Annotated in this window: 9 protein-coding genes and 1 riboswitch; of the genes, 5 read left to right on the plus strand and 4 right to left on the minus strand. The window is 62.4% G+C overall.

Going from position 1 to position 13,242, the window contains the following annotated elements:
• Positions 1 to 11: 11 nt before the first annotated feature.
• Positions 12 to 1,433, minus strand: a complete 1,422-nt coding sequence (gene pmbA / locus CTR2_RS20185; protein ID WP_087081534.1) for a metalloprotease PmbA — start codon at positions 1,431 to 1,433, stop codon at positions 12 to 14.
• A gap of 65 nt (positions 1,434 to 1,498) precedes the next feature.
• On the opposite strand from pmbA, the gene yjgA reads away from it, so the two are divergent.
• The 4 genes from yjgA (at position 1,499) to CTR2_RS20205 (ending at position 7,737) form a co-directional block, all read left to right on the plus strand.
• Positions 1,499 to 2,182: a ribosome biogenesis factor YjgA gene (gene yjgA / locus CTR2_RS20190; RefSeq protein WP_087081532.1), complete on the plus strand. Its 684-nt coding sequence runs from the start codon at positions 1,499 to 1,501 to the stop codon at positions 2,180 to 2,182.
• Positions 2,175 to 2,786 carry a molybdopterin adenylyltransferase gene (gene mog, locus CTR2_RS20195; protein WP_087081530.1) on the plus strand — a complete coding sequence of 204 codons (612 nt, stop codon included), beginning with the start codon at positions 2,175 to 2,177 and terminating at the stop codon, positions 2,784 to 2,786. Before yjgA ends, mog begins: the two co-directional genes overlap by 8 nt.
• A 362-nt stretch (positions 2,787 to 3,148) precedes the next feature.
• Entirely contained in the window at positions 3,149 to 4,357 is a 1,209-nt protein-coding gene (locus tag CTR2_RS20200) for an ABC transporter substrate-binding protein (RefSeq protein WP_087081528.1), read from the plus strand.
• A 515-nt stretch (positions 4,358 to 4,872) separates the two neighbouring features.
• The gene (locus CTR2_RS20205) at positions 4,873 to 7,737 is read left to right on the plus strand and encodes an ImpA family metalloprotease (protein WP_254913238.1); all 2,865 of its coding nucleotides are present in this window, start codon (positions 4,873 to 4,875) and stop codon (positions 7,735 to 7,737) included.
• A 123-nt stretch (positions 7,738 to 7,860) separates the two neighbouring features.
• On the opposite strand, the gene thiC is transcribed toward CTR2_RS20205, so the two are convergent.
• Positions 7,861 to 9,804 (minus strand): phosphomethylpyrimidine synthase ThiC, encoded by a 1,944-nt coding sequence (gene thiC / locus CTR2_RS20210; RefSeq protein WP_087081524.1) that lies wholly within the window; start codon positions 9,802 to 9,804, stop codon positions 7,861 to 7,863.
• Between the two features lie 258 nt (positions 9,805 to 10,062).
• Positions 10,063 to 10,180: riboswitch (TPP riboswitch) on the minus strand.
• Positions 10,181 to 10,261: 81 nt separating this feature from the next.
• Positions 10,262 to 10,921: a nitroreductase gene (locus CTR2_RS20215; protein ID WP_087081522.1), complete on the minus strand. Its 660-nt coding sequence runs from the start codon at positions 10,919 to 10,921 to the stop codon at positions 10,262 to 10,264.
• A gap of 184 nt (positions 10,922 to 11,105) precedes the next feature.
• Here CTR2_RS20215 and CTR2_RS20220 point away from each other — a divergent pair, with 184 nt between their 5' ends.
• Entirely contained in the window at positions 11,106 to 12,326 is a 1,221-nt protein-coding gene (locus tag CTR2_RS20220) for an ABC transporter substrate-binding protein (protein ID WP_176391608.1), read from the plus strand.
• A 137-nt stretch (positions 12,327 to 12,463) separates the two neighbouring features.
• Here the strand turns inward: CTR2_RS20220 and CTR2_RS20225 are convergent, their stop codons facing one another.
• Complete coding sequence (locus CTR2_RS20225) at positions 12,464 to 13,123, minus strand: nitroreductase (protein ID WP_087084496.1); 660 nt, start codon at positions 13,121 to 13,123, stop codon at positions 12,464 to 12,466.
• Positions 13,124 to 13,242: the final 119 nt, after the last annotated feature.

A 13,242-nucleotide genomic window follows, 5' to 3' on the forward strand; every position in this document is an offset into this window, starting at 1 on the left:
ATCCGAAGCGATCAGCTGCCGGCCACCTTCATGCGATTGATCAGCATGGAGCCCACGGTCTTGGCGCCATAGTTATAGGCATCGGCTCCGATGGCCTCGATGCCCTTGAACATGGTCTTGAGGTTGCCCGCGATCGTGATTTCGTCCACGGGGAAAGCGATCTCGCCGTTCTCCACCCAGAAGCCGCTGGCACCACGGGAATAATCGCCGGTCACATAGTTCACGCCCTGGCCCATCAGCTCGACCACGAACAGGCCCGTGCCCAGCTTCTTGAGCATGGCATCCAGATCGTCGCCCGCCTTGGTGCGGCGCGAAGTCATGACCAGATTGTGCGAGCCGCCGGCATTGCCCGTGGTCTTCATGCCCAGCTTGCGCGCCGAGTAGCTGGACAGGAAATAGCCTTCCACGCGGCCGGCATCGACCACCTTGCGAGCCTGCACGCGCACGCCCTCTTCATCAAAGGGCGAGCTGCCCTTGCCGCCCAGAACGAAGGGGTCTTCCTCGATATCGATGTGCTTGGGGAAGATGGGCTTGCCCATGGAGTCCAGCAGGAACGTGCTCTTGCGATAGAGCGCGCTGCCGCTGACGGCCTGCACAAAGCTGCCCAGCAGGCCGGCGGCCAGCGGAGACTCGAACAGCACCGGGCATTCGGTGGTCGGGATCTTGCGGCTGCCCAGACGGCTCAGCGTGCGCTCTGCGGCGTAGCGGCCCACGGCCTCTGGCGAGGCCAGATCGGCAGCATTGCGCATGGAGCTGTACCAGTAATCGCGCTGCATCTCGCCATTCTTGCCGGGCAGCTTGGCGATGGGCGCCACCGACATGCTGTGGCGCGAGCTGGCGTAGCCGCCACGAAAACCGTTGGTATGGGCCGTGAAGAAATGGCTTTGCTGGGCCGAGACGCCCGCACCCTCGCTGTTGCTCACGCGGCGGTGGGTCTTGAAGGCGGCCTCCTCGCAGCGCAGTGCCATCTCGGCGGCCTGCTCGCTGGTAATGTCCCAGGGGTGGAACAGCTCCAGATCACGGTGCGTGCCGGGCAGCGCGATATCGGCGCTGTCGGGCAGACGCGCAAACGGGTCTTCGGCCGTGAAGCGCGCGATGTCATAGGCGGCCTGCACGGTCTGCTTGATGGCGGCTTCAGAGAAGTCCGAGGTGCTGGCATTGCCCCGGCGCTGGCCCAGATAGACGGTCACGCCCAGCGACTTGTCGCGGTTGCGCTCCACGGTCTCCAGCTGGCCCTTGCGCACGCTGACCGACAGGCCGCAGCCTTCGGAAGCCTCGGCGCCTGCGTCCGTCGCCCCCAGCTTCTTGGCATGCTGCAGAGCCTGGTCCACCAGCCCCTCGAAAAAGGCTTGGCTGAAGCTGAAACCGGCTTGCGGTGCGGATTGGGCCTGTGCACTGGAAGTGCTTGTATTGCTGGAGCGAGGTTTTTTCATAGCGGCGGATATGATAGCCGCCACTGCGGCGCCCTCTGCGCTGCCACCGATATTGCCCCCTTACCATGTCACGCAAACCCACCAAAGGCTATTTTGTTCGCGGAAAGTTCGTTGCCGAAGGCAGCGAGCTGGACCTTGAGCTGAAGGCCGAACTCAAAGGCACCTACGACTCCACCAAGACCGACCTCAAGCGCGAAAGTGATGCGCTGCAGGATCTGGGCAAGGAGCTGATGACGCTGCGCAGCGACCTCTTCAAACGCCTGCAGCTGTCCGACCAACTGGTCGACGCGCTGGCCGAGGCCAAGCGCATCACCAACTTCGAAGGCAAGCGCCGCCAGCTCCAGTACGTGGGCAAGCTCATGCGCAAGCTGACGCCGGAACAGGTTGCGGCCGTCAAGCAGGCACTGGACGAGCAGCGCAATGGATCGGCCAGCGAAAAAATGTCGCTGCAGGTGGCCGAGCAATGGCGCGACCGCCTGATCGTCGAGGAAGCGGCACTGTCCATCTGGCTGGAGCATTTCCCCGGCACCGATGTGCAGCAGCTGCGCTCGCTGATCCGCCAGTCGCGCAAGGACATCGACAAGGCCAAGGAGCAAGCCGCCGCTGCGGCCGCTGCCTCCGGCCCCGATGCCGAGCCCAAGGAAGTCAGCAAGGGCCGCGCCTACCGCGACCTGTTCCAGCTGGTGCGCGAGCAACTGGCCAGCGCCGGCAAGGCCGGTGCGGCTGCCGAGGACGACGGCGATGAGTGATGCGCCCGTATATCTTCACGATGCCGTGAAGATCGGCATTGTCTCCATCAGCGACCGCGCCAGCAGCGGCGTCTATGAAGACAAGGGCCTACCCGCGCTGCAGGAATGGCTGAGCCGCGCGCTCAAGAACCCCATCCAGTTCGAGCCGCGCCTGATTCCCGACGAGCAGGCCGGCATCAGCGCGGCGCTGATCGAGCTGGTCGATGCAGGCTGCAGCCTGGTGCTGACCACCGGTGGCACCGGCCCCGCGCTGCGCGATGTGACGCCCGAGGCCACCCTGGCCGTGGCCCACAAGGAAATGCCGGGCTTTGGCGAGCAGATGCGCCAGATCAGCCTGGCCTTTGTGCCCACCGCCATCCTCTCGCGCCAGGTGGCAGTGATACGCGGCAGCAGCCTGATCATCAATCTGCCTGGCCAGCCCAAGGCAATTGCCGAGACGCTGGAAGGTCTCAAGGACGCGGACGGCAAGCAAAAGGTCAACGGCATTTTTGCCGCCGTGCCCTATTGCATCGACCTGATCGGCGGCCCCTACCTCGAGACCCATGACGAGATCTGCAAGGCCTTTCGCCCCAAGACCGCGATTCGCGCTCCCCGCACGGCATAGCCTGCAGCGCCAGGTGCAATCCCTGCCAAAACATCCACCAAAGCAGCCTGAGGGCTGCTTTTTTCATGGCCCTGGCGTGGCATGGCTGCTGCGGGTATCTCGCTGCAACCGCTATCAGAATAAAAGCACCTTGCGACTTTCATTCATGGATTTCAGCAACCAATCCATCTGAAATCAATTAACAGCAAGCGCAAGCAGCTATCAAAGCAGGTGTATCCCTTGGGATTTCCCGCAAGTGCTTGCCCCGATGCCAGACGCAATCGCCGCCCCTAGCATGTTTGCTGCGATGCAGCGACGGCGGCCACCCGCCGACCGGACGCTGCACGCTCTCTCCACATTTCTCATAATTTTCAGGAGACTCCATGCATCGCTTGTCCCAGTCTGCGCCCTCTGCTTCCCTGCTGGCTCTCGCCCTGACGGCGGCCTTCGCGGCTCCCGCCATGGCACAGGAAAAAGTCAAGATCGGCTTCATCACCGACATGTCCAGCCTTTATGCCGATGTGGAAGGCAAGAACGGTGCCGTTGCCATACAGATGGCAATTGACGACTTTGGCGGCAAAGTACTGGGCAAGCCCATCGAGCTGCTGACGGCCGACCACCAGAACAAGGCCGATATCGCGGCCAGCAAGGCCCGCGAATGGATAGACACGCAAGGCATCAGCCTGGTGTTCGGCGGCACCAACTCCGCCACGGCCCTGGCCATGGCCAAGGTCGCGCAGGAGAAAAAACGCGTCTTTATCGACAATGGCGCGGGCAGCTCGGCCCTGACCAATGAACAGTGCAGCCCCTATACCGTCCACTACGCCTTCGATACCGTGGCCCTGGCCAAAGGCACGGGCGGCGCCGTGGTAGACACGGGCGGCAAGAGCTGGTTCTTCGTGACGGCCGACTATGCCTTCGGCCACGCTCTGGAAGCCGACACCAGCAAGATCATCGAAGCGCGCGGCGGCAAGGTGCTGGGCTCGGTCAAGACGCCGCTCAACGCCAGCGACTTCTCCAGCTTCATGCTGCAGGCACAGAACAGCAAGGCGCAGATTCTGGGCCTGGCCAATGCCGGCGGAGACACCATCAACTCCATCAAGGCGGCCAAGGAGTTCGGCGTCACCAAGAACATGAAGCTGGCCGGCCTGCTGGTCTTCTTCAGCGACATCCACAGCCTGGGCCTGAAGAACACCGAAGGCATGCAGTTCACTGCCCCCTGGTACTGGGACATGAACGACGGCTCGCGAAAGTTTGCCGACGCCTTCATGGCCAAGACCCAGCGCCGCCCCAGCGAGATCCAGGCCGCCGACTACTCGGCCACCATGAACTACCTCAAGGCCGTGGAAAAAGCCGGCACGCTCGATGCCGACAAGGTCATGGCCACCTTGAAAAGCACCAAGATCGACGACTTCTTCGGCCAGGGCTACATCCGTGAAGACGGCCGCTATGTGCACGATATGTACCTGATGCAGGTCAAGTCACCGGCCGAGTCCAAGGGCACCTGGGACTATTACAAGATCATCAAGAAGCTGCCTGCCGAGCAGATCTGGACCACCAAGGCGGAAAGCAAATGCCAGTACTGGCGATAAAGCGGATTGGCACGGACAGAAAAAACATGGGAGCTCAGGCTCCCATTTTCTTTACCGCCTTGAGCAGGGTGAATAGCAAGTCAGGGCTGCGCCAGCTGAAAACTCCGAAGCTGAAATCAATGCGCCCCCAAATACCAAATCAATAAATAATTCACATATTTAAAACATAAATTACAAAATAAAACATTCTGATTTTTCATTGAATTGTTTTGCTATCAAATTAAAAGCATCAATCCTTCTTCATACGAAGCTTTCATTCATTTTTCTTAAAGAAAAATCCTGCATCATTCAGGACTCTTCGGTTATTAACAAAACACCTGGATGCAGCCTATTCGCTATTGGCATTTGTGCTGAATCAATAGCTGGCTGCCACACCCTGTTCGGGATTGGGCAGTCTCGTTGGGCTGTGGTCAATAAATCCCACGGACAAGGCTACACTGCGCCGCGCTTTATCGGCTTTACGCCAGCCTCACTACCTAAAAACAGGTATTTTCCTTGACCCGTAGCAACGCAGCATGACTGCGAGTTGCGGCGCCCTGACTTCCAAACTCATGTTTCCACGCTGGACTCTGACTCTCCTGGCAAGCCTTGCCCTGACCGCCTGCGGCGGCGGTGGCTCTGGCGACTCCTCCCCCGCCACGCCTCCTGGCACCGAAACCCCTGCACAGCCCGGCACTCCCGGCGTCACGCCTCCCGAGGTTGCGCCTCCTGAAGTCGATCCGCCTGCGGTACTGCCCCCGGTCACCGAGCCGCCGACCAGCAGCCGCATCGAACAGGCCTTGCTTGCCGGCGACAGCCGCCTGCTGCAGACCGAAGACCAGACGGAGCTGCTGCAATCGGCAACGCAGCTAATCCAGCAAACCCGGCTGCAGCAGCAAAGACTGCTCGCCCAGCTACTGGATGACAGCACTGCCGCGGCCCTGGACTTCGGTAACAACAGCCAGCGCGTCAGCCCCTTGCTGTCCACCAGCGCCAGCCCGCTGCTGGTGGCCAACAACGGCAATGTGCTGGCCAGCATGGCAACAGCCCAGAATGGCCGCGCCCTGGCCTATGGCAAAGATCTGATGGGACAGCTCGCCACCGCCTCGGGCGCCAATCAGGCGCAACTGCCCCTGTTCAAGCGCAGCTTCACCTGGCTTGTCACCGGCAAGGCGCAAGGCCCGCTGCCGGCCACGCTGCGCTTGGCTGCGCAGAACTACAGCCAGGCCTCGGTCACGAATCTGGTCGCCCGTCTGGGCAGCAAGGCCGAGATGGTGAGCTGCGCCATCACCGATCCCGCCAACAGCTGCTGGGAAAGCATCGATGTCTTTGTCTTCGGCCAGGACACGCCGTTCTCGGCATCGCTGAGCAACCAGGTCAGCCGCTACCTGCAGGCCGGCAAGGGCGTGATCTATCTGCACAGCAACTGGGGCGACTCGGCCGGCGGCCGCCAGGTGCTTCAGGCCATGGGCATGGCGCTGGGCGGCTACGCCGGCAACTACTGGGCGCCCGCCGATGGCTACCAGATCGGCGGCAGGACCGCCGCCCAGCAGCGCCAGGCGGCCGACAGGCTGGGGGCGCATGAGTCTGCGCTCGCAGCCCTGAAAAACGGCAGCAGTGCCGATTTCTCTGCGGACACCAGCCTGATCGGCGCTCTCGACGGCATCCGCAACGATCTGCTCGGCCAGGAAGGCCAGGGCATCAACCTGTTTGCCGACAACTACTATCTCAAGCCCTATATGGCGGCGCATCGCCGCCTGGTGCTCTGGGCCGATCTGGCACGCCAGCAGGTGGACTATGCGCAGGTGCGACGCTCCGATGCCAGCGCCTTTTTCCGCACCATGGCGGCCGACACGCTGAGCTATGCGGTGCGCGACCATGAGAGCACGCCGCTGAATTTTGCCGACTGGATGCCCAAGGCCTCGACCGGCCTGGCCACCAGCGACAGCTGGGAAACCATCGAGGTCACCATTGCCCAGGCCGATGGCCGCACGGCCATAGGCCGCGGCGCCGCGCCGGGCAAGACCGTGCAGGTGCAGATCGTGGATGCCGCGGATGCGGGGCTGGCGCTGCGTGTCGGCAATATCCGCACGCGCGGCAATCCCCTGGCGCAGGAAAACTACACCCGACCGCGCTTTCCCGATGGGCACCAGGCCCGCCTGAGCCCGGGCCAGACGCTGAGCTACAGCACGGCCTGGGGCGGTCCGCTGTTTCTCAACTACTCGGGAGCCAAGGCCGGCAGCGTGGTCAAGCTGCGCGTGCGCGGCAGCGTCAAATACGCGCATTTCGACTTCACGCGCAATCCCGGCGCACAGGAGATCGACGAGGCCGTGCAGGCGCTGCAACGCGGCGACTTTGGCTGGCAGACCTCCAAGATGGTGGGGGGCGAGGTGCAGCAGACCATTGGCTATGCCCAAAGCGCCATCGGCAGCCACCATCCGCGCACCTATGTCGTGGAGCGCCTCAAGGGCATGATCTTCGACAGCAACCACCTGGCCAACGGCTACAACAATATGAGCGCCAGCGCCAACGTGAACAACGTCTGCGCCACGTTGGGCTGGGATTGCAGCGGCAGCATCCAGCGCGCCCCCGGCGTGCAGCATTTTGTCGGCTGGCTGGCGGCCTGCGGCTTTCTGTGCTCGGGCAATCCTTCGGACGGCGCAGCAGGCCTTGCCCCCGGATGGGGCTGGTGGCATGAGCTGGGCCACAACACCGTGATGCGCCATATGACGCTGCTGACCACCGACGGCGGCGGCTGCCCCGCGGAATGCGACAACAACATCCTGGCCAATGCCAGTGCCCTGCGCCAGTACGCCATCACCAACGGGGCCGAGAACAACAGCGGCGAGCGCATCGACCATAAAAAGCTCTACCTGGACATCCAGGCGGCACGCGCCACTGGCAAGACCGGCGACGCTCTGCAAGCCGACATGTTCCAGCGCTTCTGGACCAAGGCCAACAAGTCCGACAACGCCATGCGTGCCGTGCACTTCCAGCTGGCCTTCATCTACACCCGGGAGCGCCTGGGCCAGGCCCAGCCACAGCCTGCGGATGTGATCGACTTCCTCGGCCTGCTGGGTCGCGGCGAGCGCCTGATCTACAACGACGCCTACTGGAGTGCCAACAAGAACGCACTGGGCATGAAAGACTATGCCAGCCGGAGCATCGGCAACCATGAGCTGCTGTATGTGCTGTCCAGCCGCATCATCGGCCGCGACATGCGGCAGGTCTTTGCCCATTACGGCATTCCGCTGAGCTCGGTCGCTCTGAGCTCGATCGCCGCTCATGGCATGCCCCTGCTCGCTCCCGAGTTCTACGCCATGGTGCCGGGCAAGGGCAACCAGCTGGAGCTGGGCCGCTGGGTGGATCTGACGGGGGGCGTTCCCAGCTACCCTTTCTAAGCCAGACGCTGCAGCCCCTGCGACATCGCTGAGCAAAAAAGGCAGGCCCTGCGGCCTGCCTTTTTCATGGCGGTGGGCAAAAGCGCTTGATGCACAAGCGCCGCAGCCCGGCTTCAGCTCACGTCAACGAGCCGTGGTGTCGGTCGAGGCATTGACGATGGGAATGTAGAAATCCCCACCCGCCTTGTTGAACTCCTGAGCCTTGGCCTGCATGCCCACGGCAATGCTGTTCTCGGCGCTCACTCCTTGCTGCTTGGCAAAGTCGCGCACTTCCTGGGTGATCTTCATGGAGCAGAACTTGGGTCCGCACATGGAGCAGAAATGGGCCACCTTGGCGCTGTCCTTGGGCAGGGTTTCGTCGTGGTAGGCCTGGGCCGTATCGGGGTCCAGACCCAGGTTGAACTGGTCCTGCCAGCGGAAGTCGAAACGCGCCTGTGAAAGCGCATCGTCACGCGAGCGCGCGCCCGGGTGGCCCTTGGCGACATCGGCGGCATGGGCCGCGATCTTGTAGGCGATGATGCCCTGCTTGACGTCGTCGCGGTCGGGCAGGCCCAGATGCTCCTTTGGCGTGACATAGCACAGCATGGCCGTACCGAACCAGCCGATCATGGCCGCGCCGATGGCCGAAGCGATATGGTCGTAGCCTGGGGCGATGTCTATGGTCAGCGGGCCCAGGGTGTAGAACGGAGCCTCGTGGCAGTGCTTGAGCTGCTCGGTCATGTTCTGCTGGATCATGTGCATGGGCACATGGCCAGGGCCTTCGATCATGGTCTGCACATCGTGCTTCCAGGCGATCTGCGTCAGCTCGCCCAGCGTGGCCAGTTCGGCAAACTGGGCATCGTCGTTGGCGTCGCTGGCGCAGCCGGGACGCAGGCCATCGCCCAGCGAGAAGCTGACGTCATACTGCTTCATGATGTCGCAGATGTCCTCGAAATGCTCGTAGAGGAAGCTCTCGCGGTGGTGGGCCATGCACCACTTGGCCATGATGGATCCGCCGCGCGAGACGATGCCCGTGCGGCGCTGGGCTGTGAGGTGGATGTAGGCCAGACGCACGCCGGCGTGGATGGTGAAGTAGTCCACGCCCTGCTCGGCCTGCTCGACCAGCGTGTCGCGGAAGATCTCCCAGGTCAGGTCCTCGGCAATGCCGCCGACCTTTTCCAGCGCCTGATAGATGGGCACGGTGCCGATGGGAACGGGCGAGTTGCGCACAATCCAGTCGCGCGTGGTGTGGATGTTCTTGCCGGTGGACAGGTCCATGACATTGTCCGCACCCCAGCGAATGGCCCAGACCAGCTTTTCCACCTCTTCCTCGATGCTGGAAGTCACTGCCGAATTGCCGATGTTGGCGTTGATCTTGACCTTGAAATTGCGGCCGATGGCCATGGGTTCGATTTCAGGGTGGTTGATATTGGCCGGAATGATGGCGCGGCCGCGCGCCACTTCGTCGCGCACGAATTCGGGTGTGATGATCTTCGGGATCGCTGCGCCCAGGCTGTTGCCGGCCAGGCGCAGCTCTCGCGCCGCGTCCTGCTGGTACTGCGCCATCCATTCACGGCGACCGTTTTCGCGCAGGGCCACATACTCCATCTCGGGCGTGATGATGCCGCGCTTGGCATAGTGCATCTGGGTCACGTTCTGGCCTGATTTGGCTCGGCGCGGTTGGCGCTGCAGCGCTGCGGCTTCGGCACGCAGCTGCTCCACACGCAGGTCTTCTTCGCCGCGCTTGCCGCCGTCGTCCAGCGCCACGCGCTGGCGGCCCACATAGTATTCGCTGTCGCCGCGCGCCTCGATCCAGGCACCGCGCACGCTGGCCAGACCGCTGCGCACATCGATCTTGGCAGCAGGGTCGGTGTAGGGGCCGGAGGTGTCGTAGACGCTGACCTGCTCGCCGTTGGTGAGCGCAATATCGCGCACCGGCACACGCAGTTCGGGATAGATGGAGCCGCTCAGATAGCTCTTGGTCGAAGCCGGAAAGGGCTGGCGGGACTGGGCCAGCAGTTCGGCAAAGCGGGTGGCGTCAGGGGCGTTGCCAGCGGCTGGCGTAAAGATGGAATCAGGGGCGTTCATCGCAGTCTCCGTAAAGCGTGTGAAGTTCTCTCAACGCTCCGTGGAGTGCGGCCCTGCTCTGATCTTGCCCTGCACTGGCCCGGTCCCGAATGGGTGTCCGGCCTATGCCGCTGAGTTCTGCAACTTCAGCCTTGACGTCTACGCACCGGGCTGCCCGAAAAAGACAAAACCCCAGTGCGCGAGGCGCCTGGGGTTTGCTGTGCCTATGGCTTTCAGGGTTGGCACTCGTGCCAGTTGTCCTGTCAATCCATCGGCCCTGCGTCAGGGTCCCGCTCTTCTTCCGCCGGTATGAACCGGATCAAGTTCGTCGGGTTCGCCTGCACTGTTTTCACAGTGACTGGCATCTCAGCGCTTTCGCACACCCCGGAGCTGCACGCAGTATAGGCTGGTTTTGCCACAATTTGCGCACCATTGAAGCTGTTTAACTATCCTGACCCTCAAGCGTCTAATCCGCCGTTCAATCCAGCCCCTGCAGCACCAGCCATTCATGGCTGGCAGCACGGCTTGCGCGCCACTGGTTGATGGGCGCGCTGACATCTTCGTAGCCCAGGGCAATGCCAAAGGCAATCTGGTAGCCATCCGGCAATGCCAGCTGTTCGATCAGCATGTCGTTGTACATGCGCCAGAAGCCCTGGGCACAGGTGGCCAGACCTTTCTCCACGGCCAGCAGCATGAAGGACTGCAGATAGATGCCCAGATCCACCCATTGCGCATAGCCCATGCGCTCCTCCACGGCCACGAAAATGCCCACCGGCGCACCGAACATCTGGCCGTTCTTGGCCAGCTGGGCCAGACGTGCTGCCTTGTCCTCGCGACCGATATTGAGTGAGCGGTAAAGATCCTCGCCATTTTCAAAGCGGCGGCTGCGATAGGGCTCCCACAGCCCGGGGGGATAGGACAGGCCGGGGCGCGGCACGGCTTCCGTCTCTCTGGCCCTGGCACACAGATCCTCGAGCGCCTGTCCGCCCACGGCGGTCACACGCCAGGGCTGCATATTGCCGCCGGACGCGGCCTGCGCAGCGGTCTCCAGCAAGTCCCGCACCGTGGCTGCGGCCACGTTCTGGGGCAGAAAAGCGCGTACCGAGCGGCGCTGCTGCAATGCTTGACGAATATCCATTTCTTGTTCTTTCCAAAATCGCTGCACTGCAGTGTAGAAGCTTGCGGCATTTTCCCGAGTCGCGCCGGATACCTTGCCGCAGCCGCCCCGGTGCTTGCCCTGATGGCGCGCCCTGCTCCAACTGCGACCATGCTGGCTGCCCGTCGCAGTGACCGGGTACTCACCACCTCAGGAGATGACTCTGATGAAGCCTCGCTCTGTTTGCTCCGCTACCGTTTTTTCCCCAAGAACATTGACGCTGGCACTGGGATGCCTGCTGACCGCTGCAGGCGCTCAGGCGCAGGACAAGATTCGCATAGGCTTCATCACCGATATGTCGGGCCTCTATGCCGATGTGGACGGCAAGGGTGGTGCTCTGGCCGTGCAGATGGCCGTGGACGACTTTGGCGGCAAGCTGCTGGGCAAGCCCATCGAGGTACTGACGGCCGACCATCAGAACAAGGCCGATATCGCCGCCAGCAAGGCACGCGAGTGGTTCGACACCCAGGGCATGAACATGCTGATCGGCGGCACCACCTCCAGTGCAGGTCTGGCCATGGGAAAGGTGGCCGACGAGAAGAAAAAGGTCTACATCATCAACGGCGCGGGCACTTCGGCCCTGACCAACGATCAGTGCAGCCCCTATTTTGTGCACTATGCCTATGACACCGTGGCGCTGGCCAAGGGCACGGGCAAGGCCGTAGTGGAGCTGGGTGGCAAGAGCTGGTTCTTTCTGACGGCCGACTATGCCTTTGGCCAGGCGCTGGAAGCCGACACCACCCGCGTGGTCAATGCCGCTGGCGGCAAGGTGCTGGGCAACGTCAGGCACCCGCTGAACACAGCCGACTTCTCCTCCTTCCTGCTGCAGGCCCAGAACTCCAAGGCCCAGATCCTGGGCCTGGCCAATGCAGGCGGCGACACCATCAATGCCATCAAGTCGGCACGCGAGTTCGGCCTGACCAAGACCATGAAGCTGGCCGGCCTGCTGCTGTTCAGCTCCGACATCCACAGCCTGGGCCTCAAAGCCACGGAAGGCCTGATGTTCACCGACAGTTGGCATTGGGATCTGAATCCCGAAAGCCGCAAGTTCTCGGATCGCTTCTTCGCCAAGTTCAAGAAGATGCCCACCTCGCTGCAGGCGGCCAACTACTCGGCCGCCATGCAGTATCTGAAGCTGGCCGAGAAGCTGGGCACGACGGATGCCGACAAGATCATGGCCGGCTTCAAGGCCACGCCGCTATCGGACTTCTATGCCAAGGGCGTGATCCGCCCCGACGGCCGCTACGCTCACGATATGTATCTGCTGCAGGTCAAGACACCGACCGAATCGAAGAAGGCCTGGGATTACTTCAAGGTGCTCAAGACCCTGCCCGGCGACCAGGTCTTCACCACCAAGGAAGAGAGCAAGTGCGCTCTGTGGAAGTAGTCGGTCGACATTGAAGAAGCAGCCGGGCGACCTGCATGGCGCCCGGCTTGATGCCTTGCACTGCATCCTCGCCCCCGCCTTCTTGCCACGCAAGAAGAAGCGTCAAGCGACTGCCCGCACCGGCATCAAGACAAGGCTCATTCGAATCCGCGCATCTCGCACCATTCCCCGGGCTCTGCCCTGGTGGAACGCCACTGGTTGATCGGTGCCGTGCTGTCCTCATAGCCCAGTGCCATGCCAAAAGCGATCTGGTAGCCCTGCGGCAGCGCCAGATGCCGGCTCACAAAGTCGCTGTAATTGCGCCAGAAGCCCTGGGCGCAGGTGGCCAGCCCCTTTCCGGTTGCCAGCAGCATCAGCGATTGCAGATAGATTCCCAGATCCACCCACTGCGCATGCTGCATGCGGCTCTCGACCGCGACGAATACGCCTACAGGTGCGCCAAACATATGGGTGTTCCGGGCTAGCTGCAGCAGCCGCCCACACCTGTCCTCACGCCCCATGCCTATGGAGCGATAGAGATCCTCGCCATTGTCGAAGCGGCGGCTGCGATAGGGCTCCCACAGCTGAGGTGGATAGACCAGGGCCGGATCAGAGTTGGGGGTCGCCGCAGGCATGGCCTGGCGCAAGGCCTGAAGGCTGTCCCCCGTCAGCGCTATCACGCGCCAGGGCTGGAGGTTGCCGCCTGAAGCCGCTAATCCGGCCTGCGCCAGCAAATCCCTGACCAGCGCCGCATTCACCGTCCTTGGCAAAAAAGCACGCACCGAATGGCGCTGCTGCATGGCCTCTTCCACATTCATCATTGCTTGCCTTGGGTTTGAGTTGACAAGCAGTCTCGGCCGGACGAGCAGGGCTTTCGCCCCTCAAATCGACTACGGGCAAGCACCATGAAAAAAGCCAACGACAGGCGTTGGCTTTC

The organism is Comamonas thiooxydans (genome assembly GCF_002157685.2).
Taxonomy (GTDB): Bacteria; Pseudomonadota; Gammaproteobacteria; order Burkholderiales; family Burkholderiaceae_C; genus Comamonas; species Comamonas testosteroni_H.

What these genes read in the sequence shown, in the direction of transcription:
- CTR2_RS20215 (WP_087081522.1), bottom strand. Translation starts at nt 10,921, where the DNA reads ATGGATATTCGTCAAGCATTGCAGCAGCGCCGCTCGGTACGCGCTTTT.
- thiC (WP_087081524.1), bottom strand. Translation starts at nt 9,804, where the DNA reads ATGAACGCCCCTGATTCCATCTTTACGCCAGCCGCTGGCAACGCCCCT.
- CTR2_RS20205 (WP_254913238.1), top strand. Translation starts at nt 4,873, where the DNA reads ATGACTGCGAGTTGCGGCGCCCTGACTTCCAAACTCATGTTTCCACGC.
- pmbA (WP_087081534.1), bottom strand. Translation starts at nt 1,433, where the DNA reads ATGAAAAAACCTCGCTCCAGCAATACAAGCACTTCCAGTGCACAGGCC.
- yjgA (WP_087081532.1), top strand. Translation starts at nt 1,499, where the DNA reads ATGTCACGCAAACCCACCAAAGGCTATTTTGTTCGCGGAAAGTTCGTT.
- CTR2_RS20200 (WP_087081528.1), top strand. Translation starts at nt 3,149, where the DNA reads ATGCATCGCTTGTCCCAGTCTGCGCCCTCTGCTTCCCTGCTGGCTCTC.
- CTR2_RS20220 (WP_176391608.1), top strand. Translation starts at nt 11,106, where the DNA reads ATGAAGCCTCGCTCTGTTTGCTCCGCTACCGTTTTTTCCCCAAGAACA.
- mog (WP_087081530.1), top strand. Translation starts at nt 2,175, where the DNA reads ATGAGTGATGCGCCCGTATATCTTCACGATGCCGTGAAGATCGGCATT.
- CTR2_RS20225 (WP_087084496.1), bottom strand. Translation starts at nt 13,123, where the DNA reads ATGAATGTGGAAGAGGCCATGCAGCAGCGCCATTCGGTGCGTGCTTTT.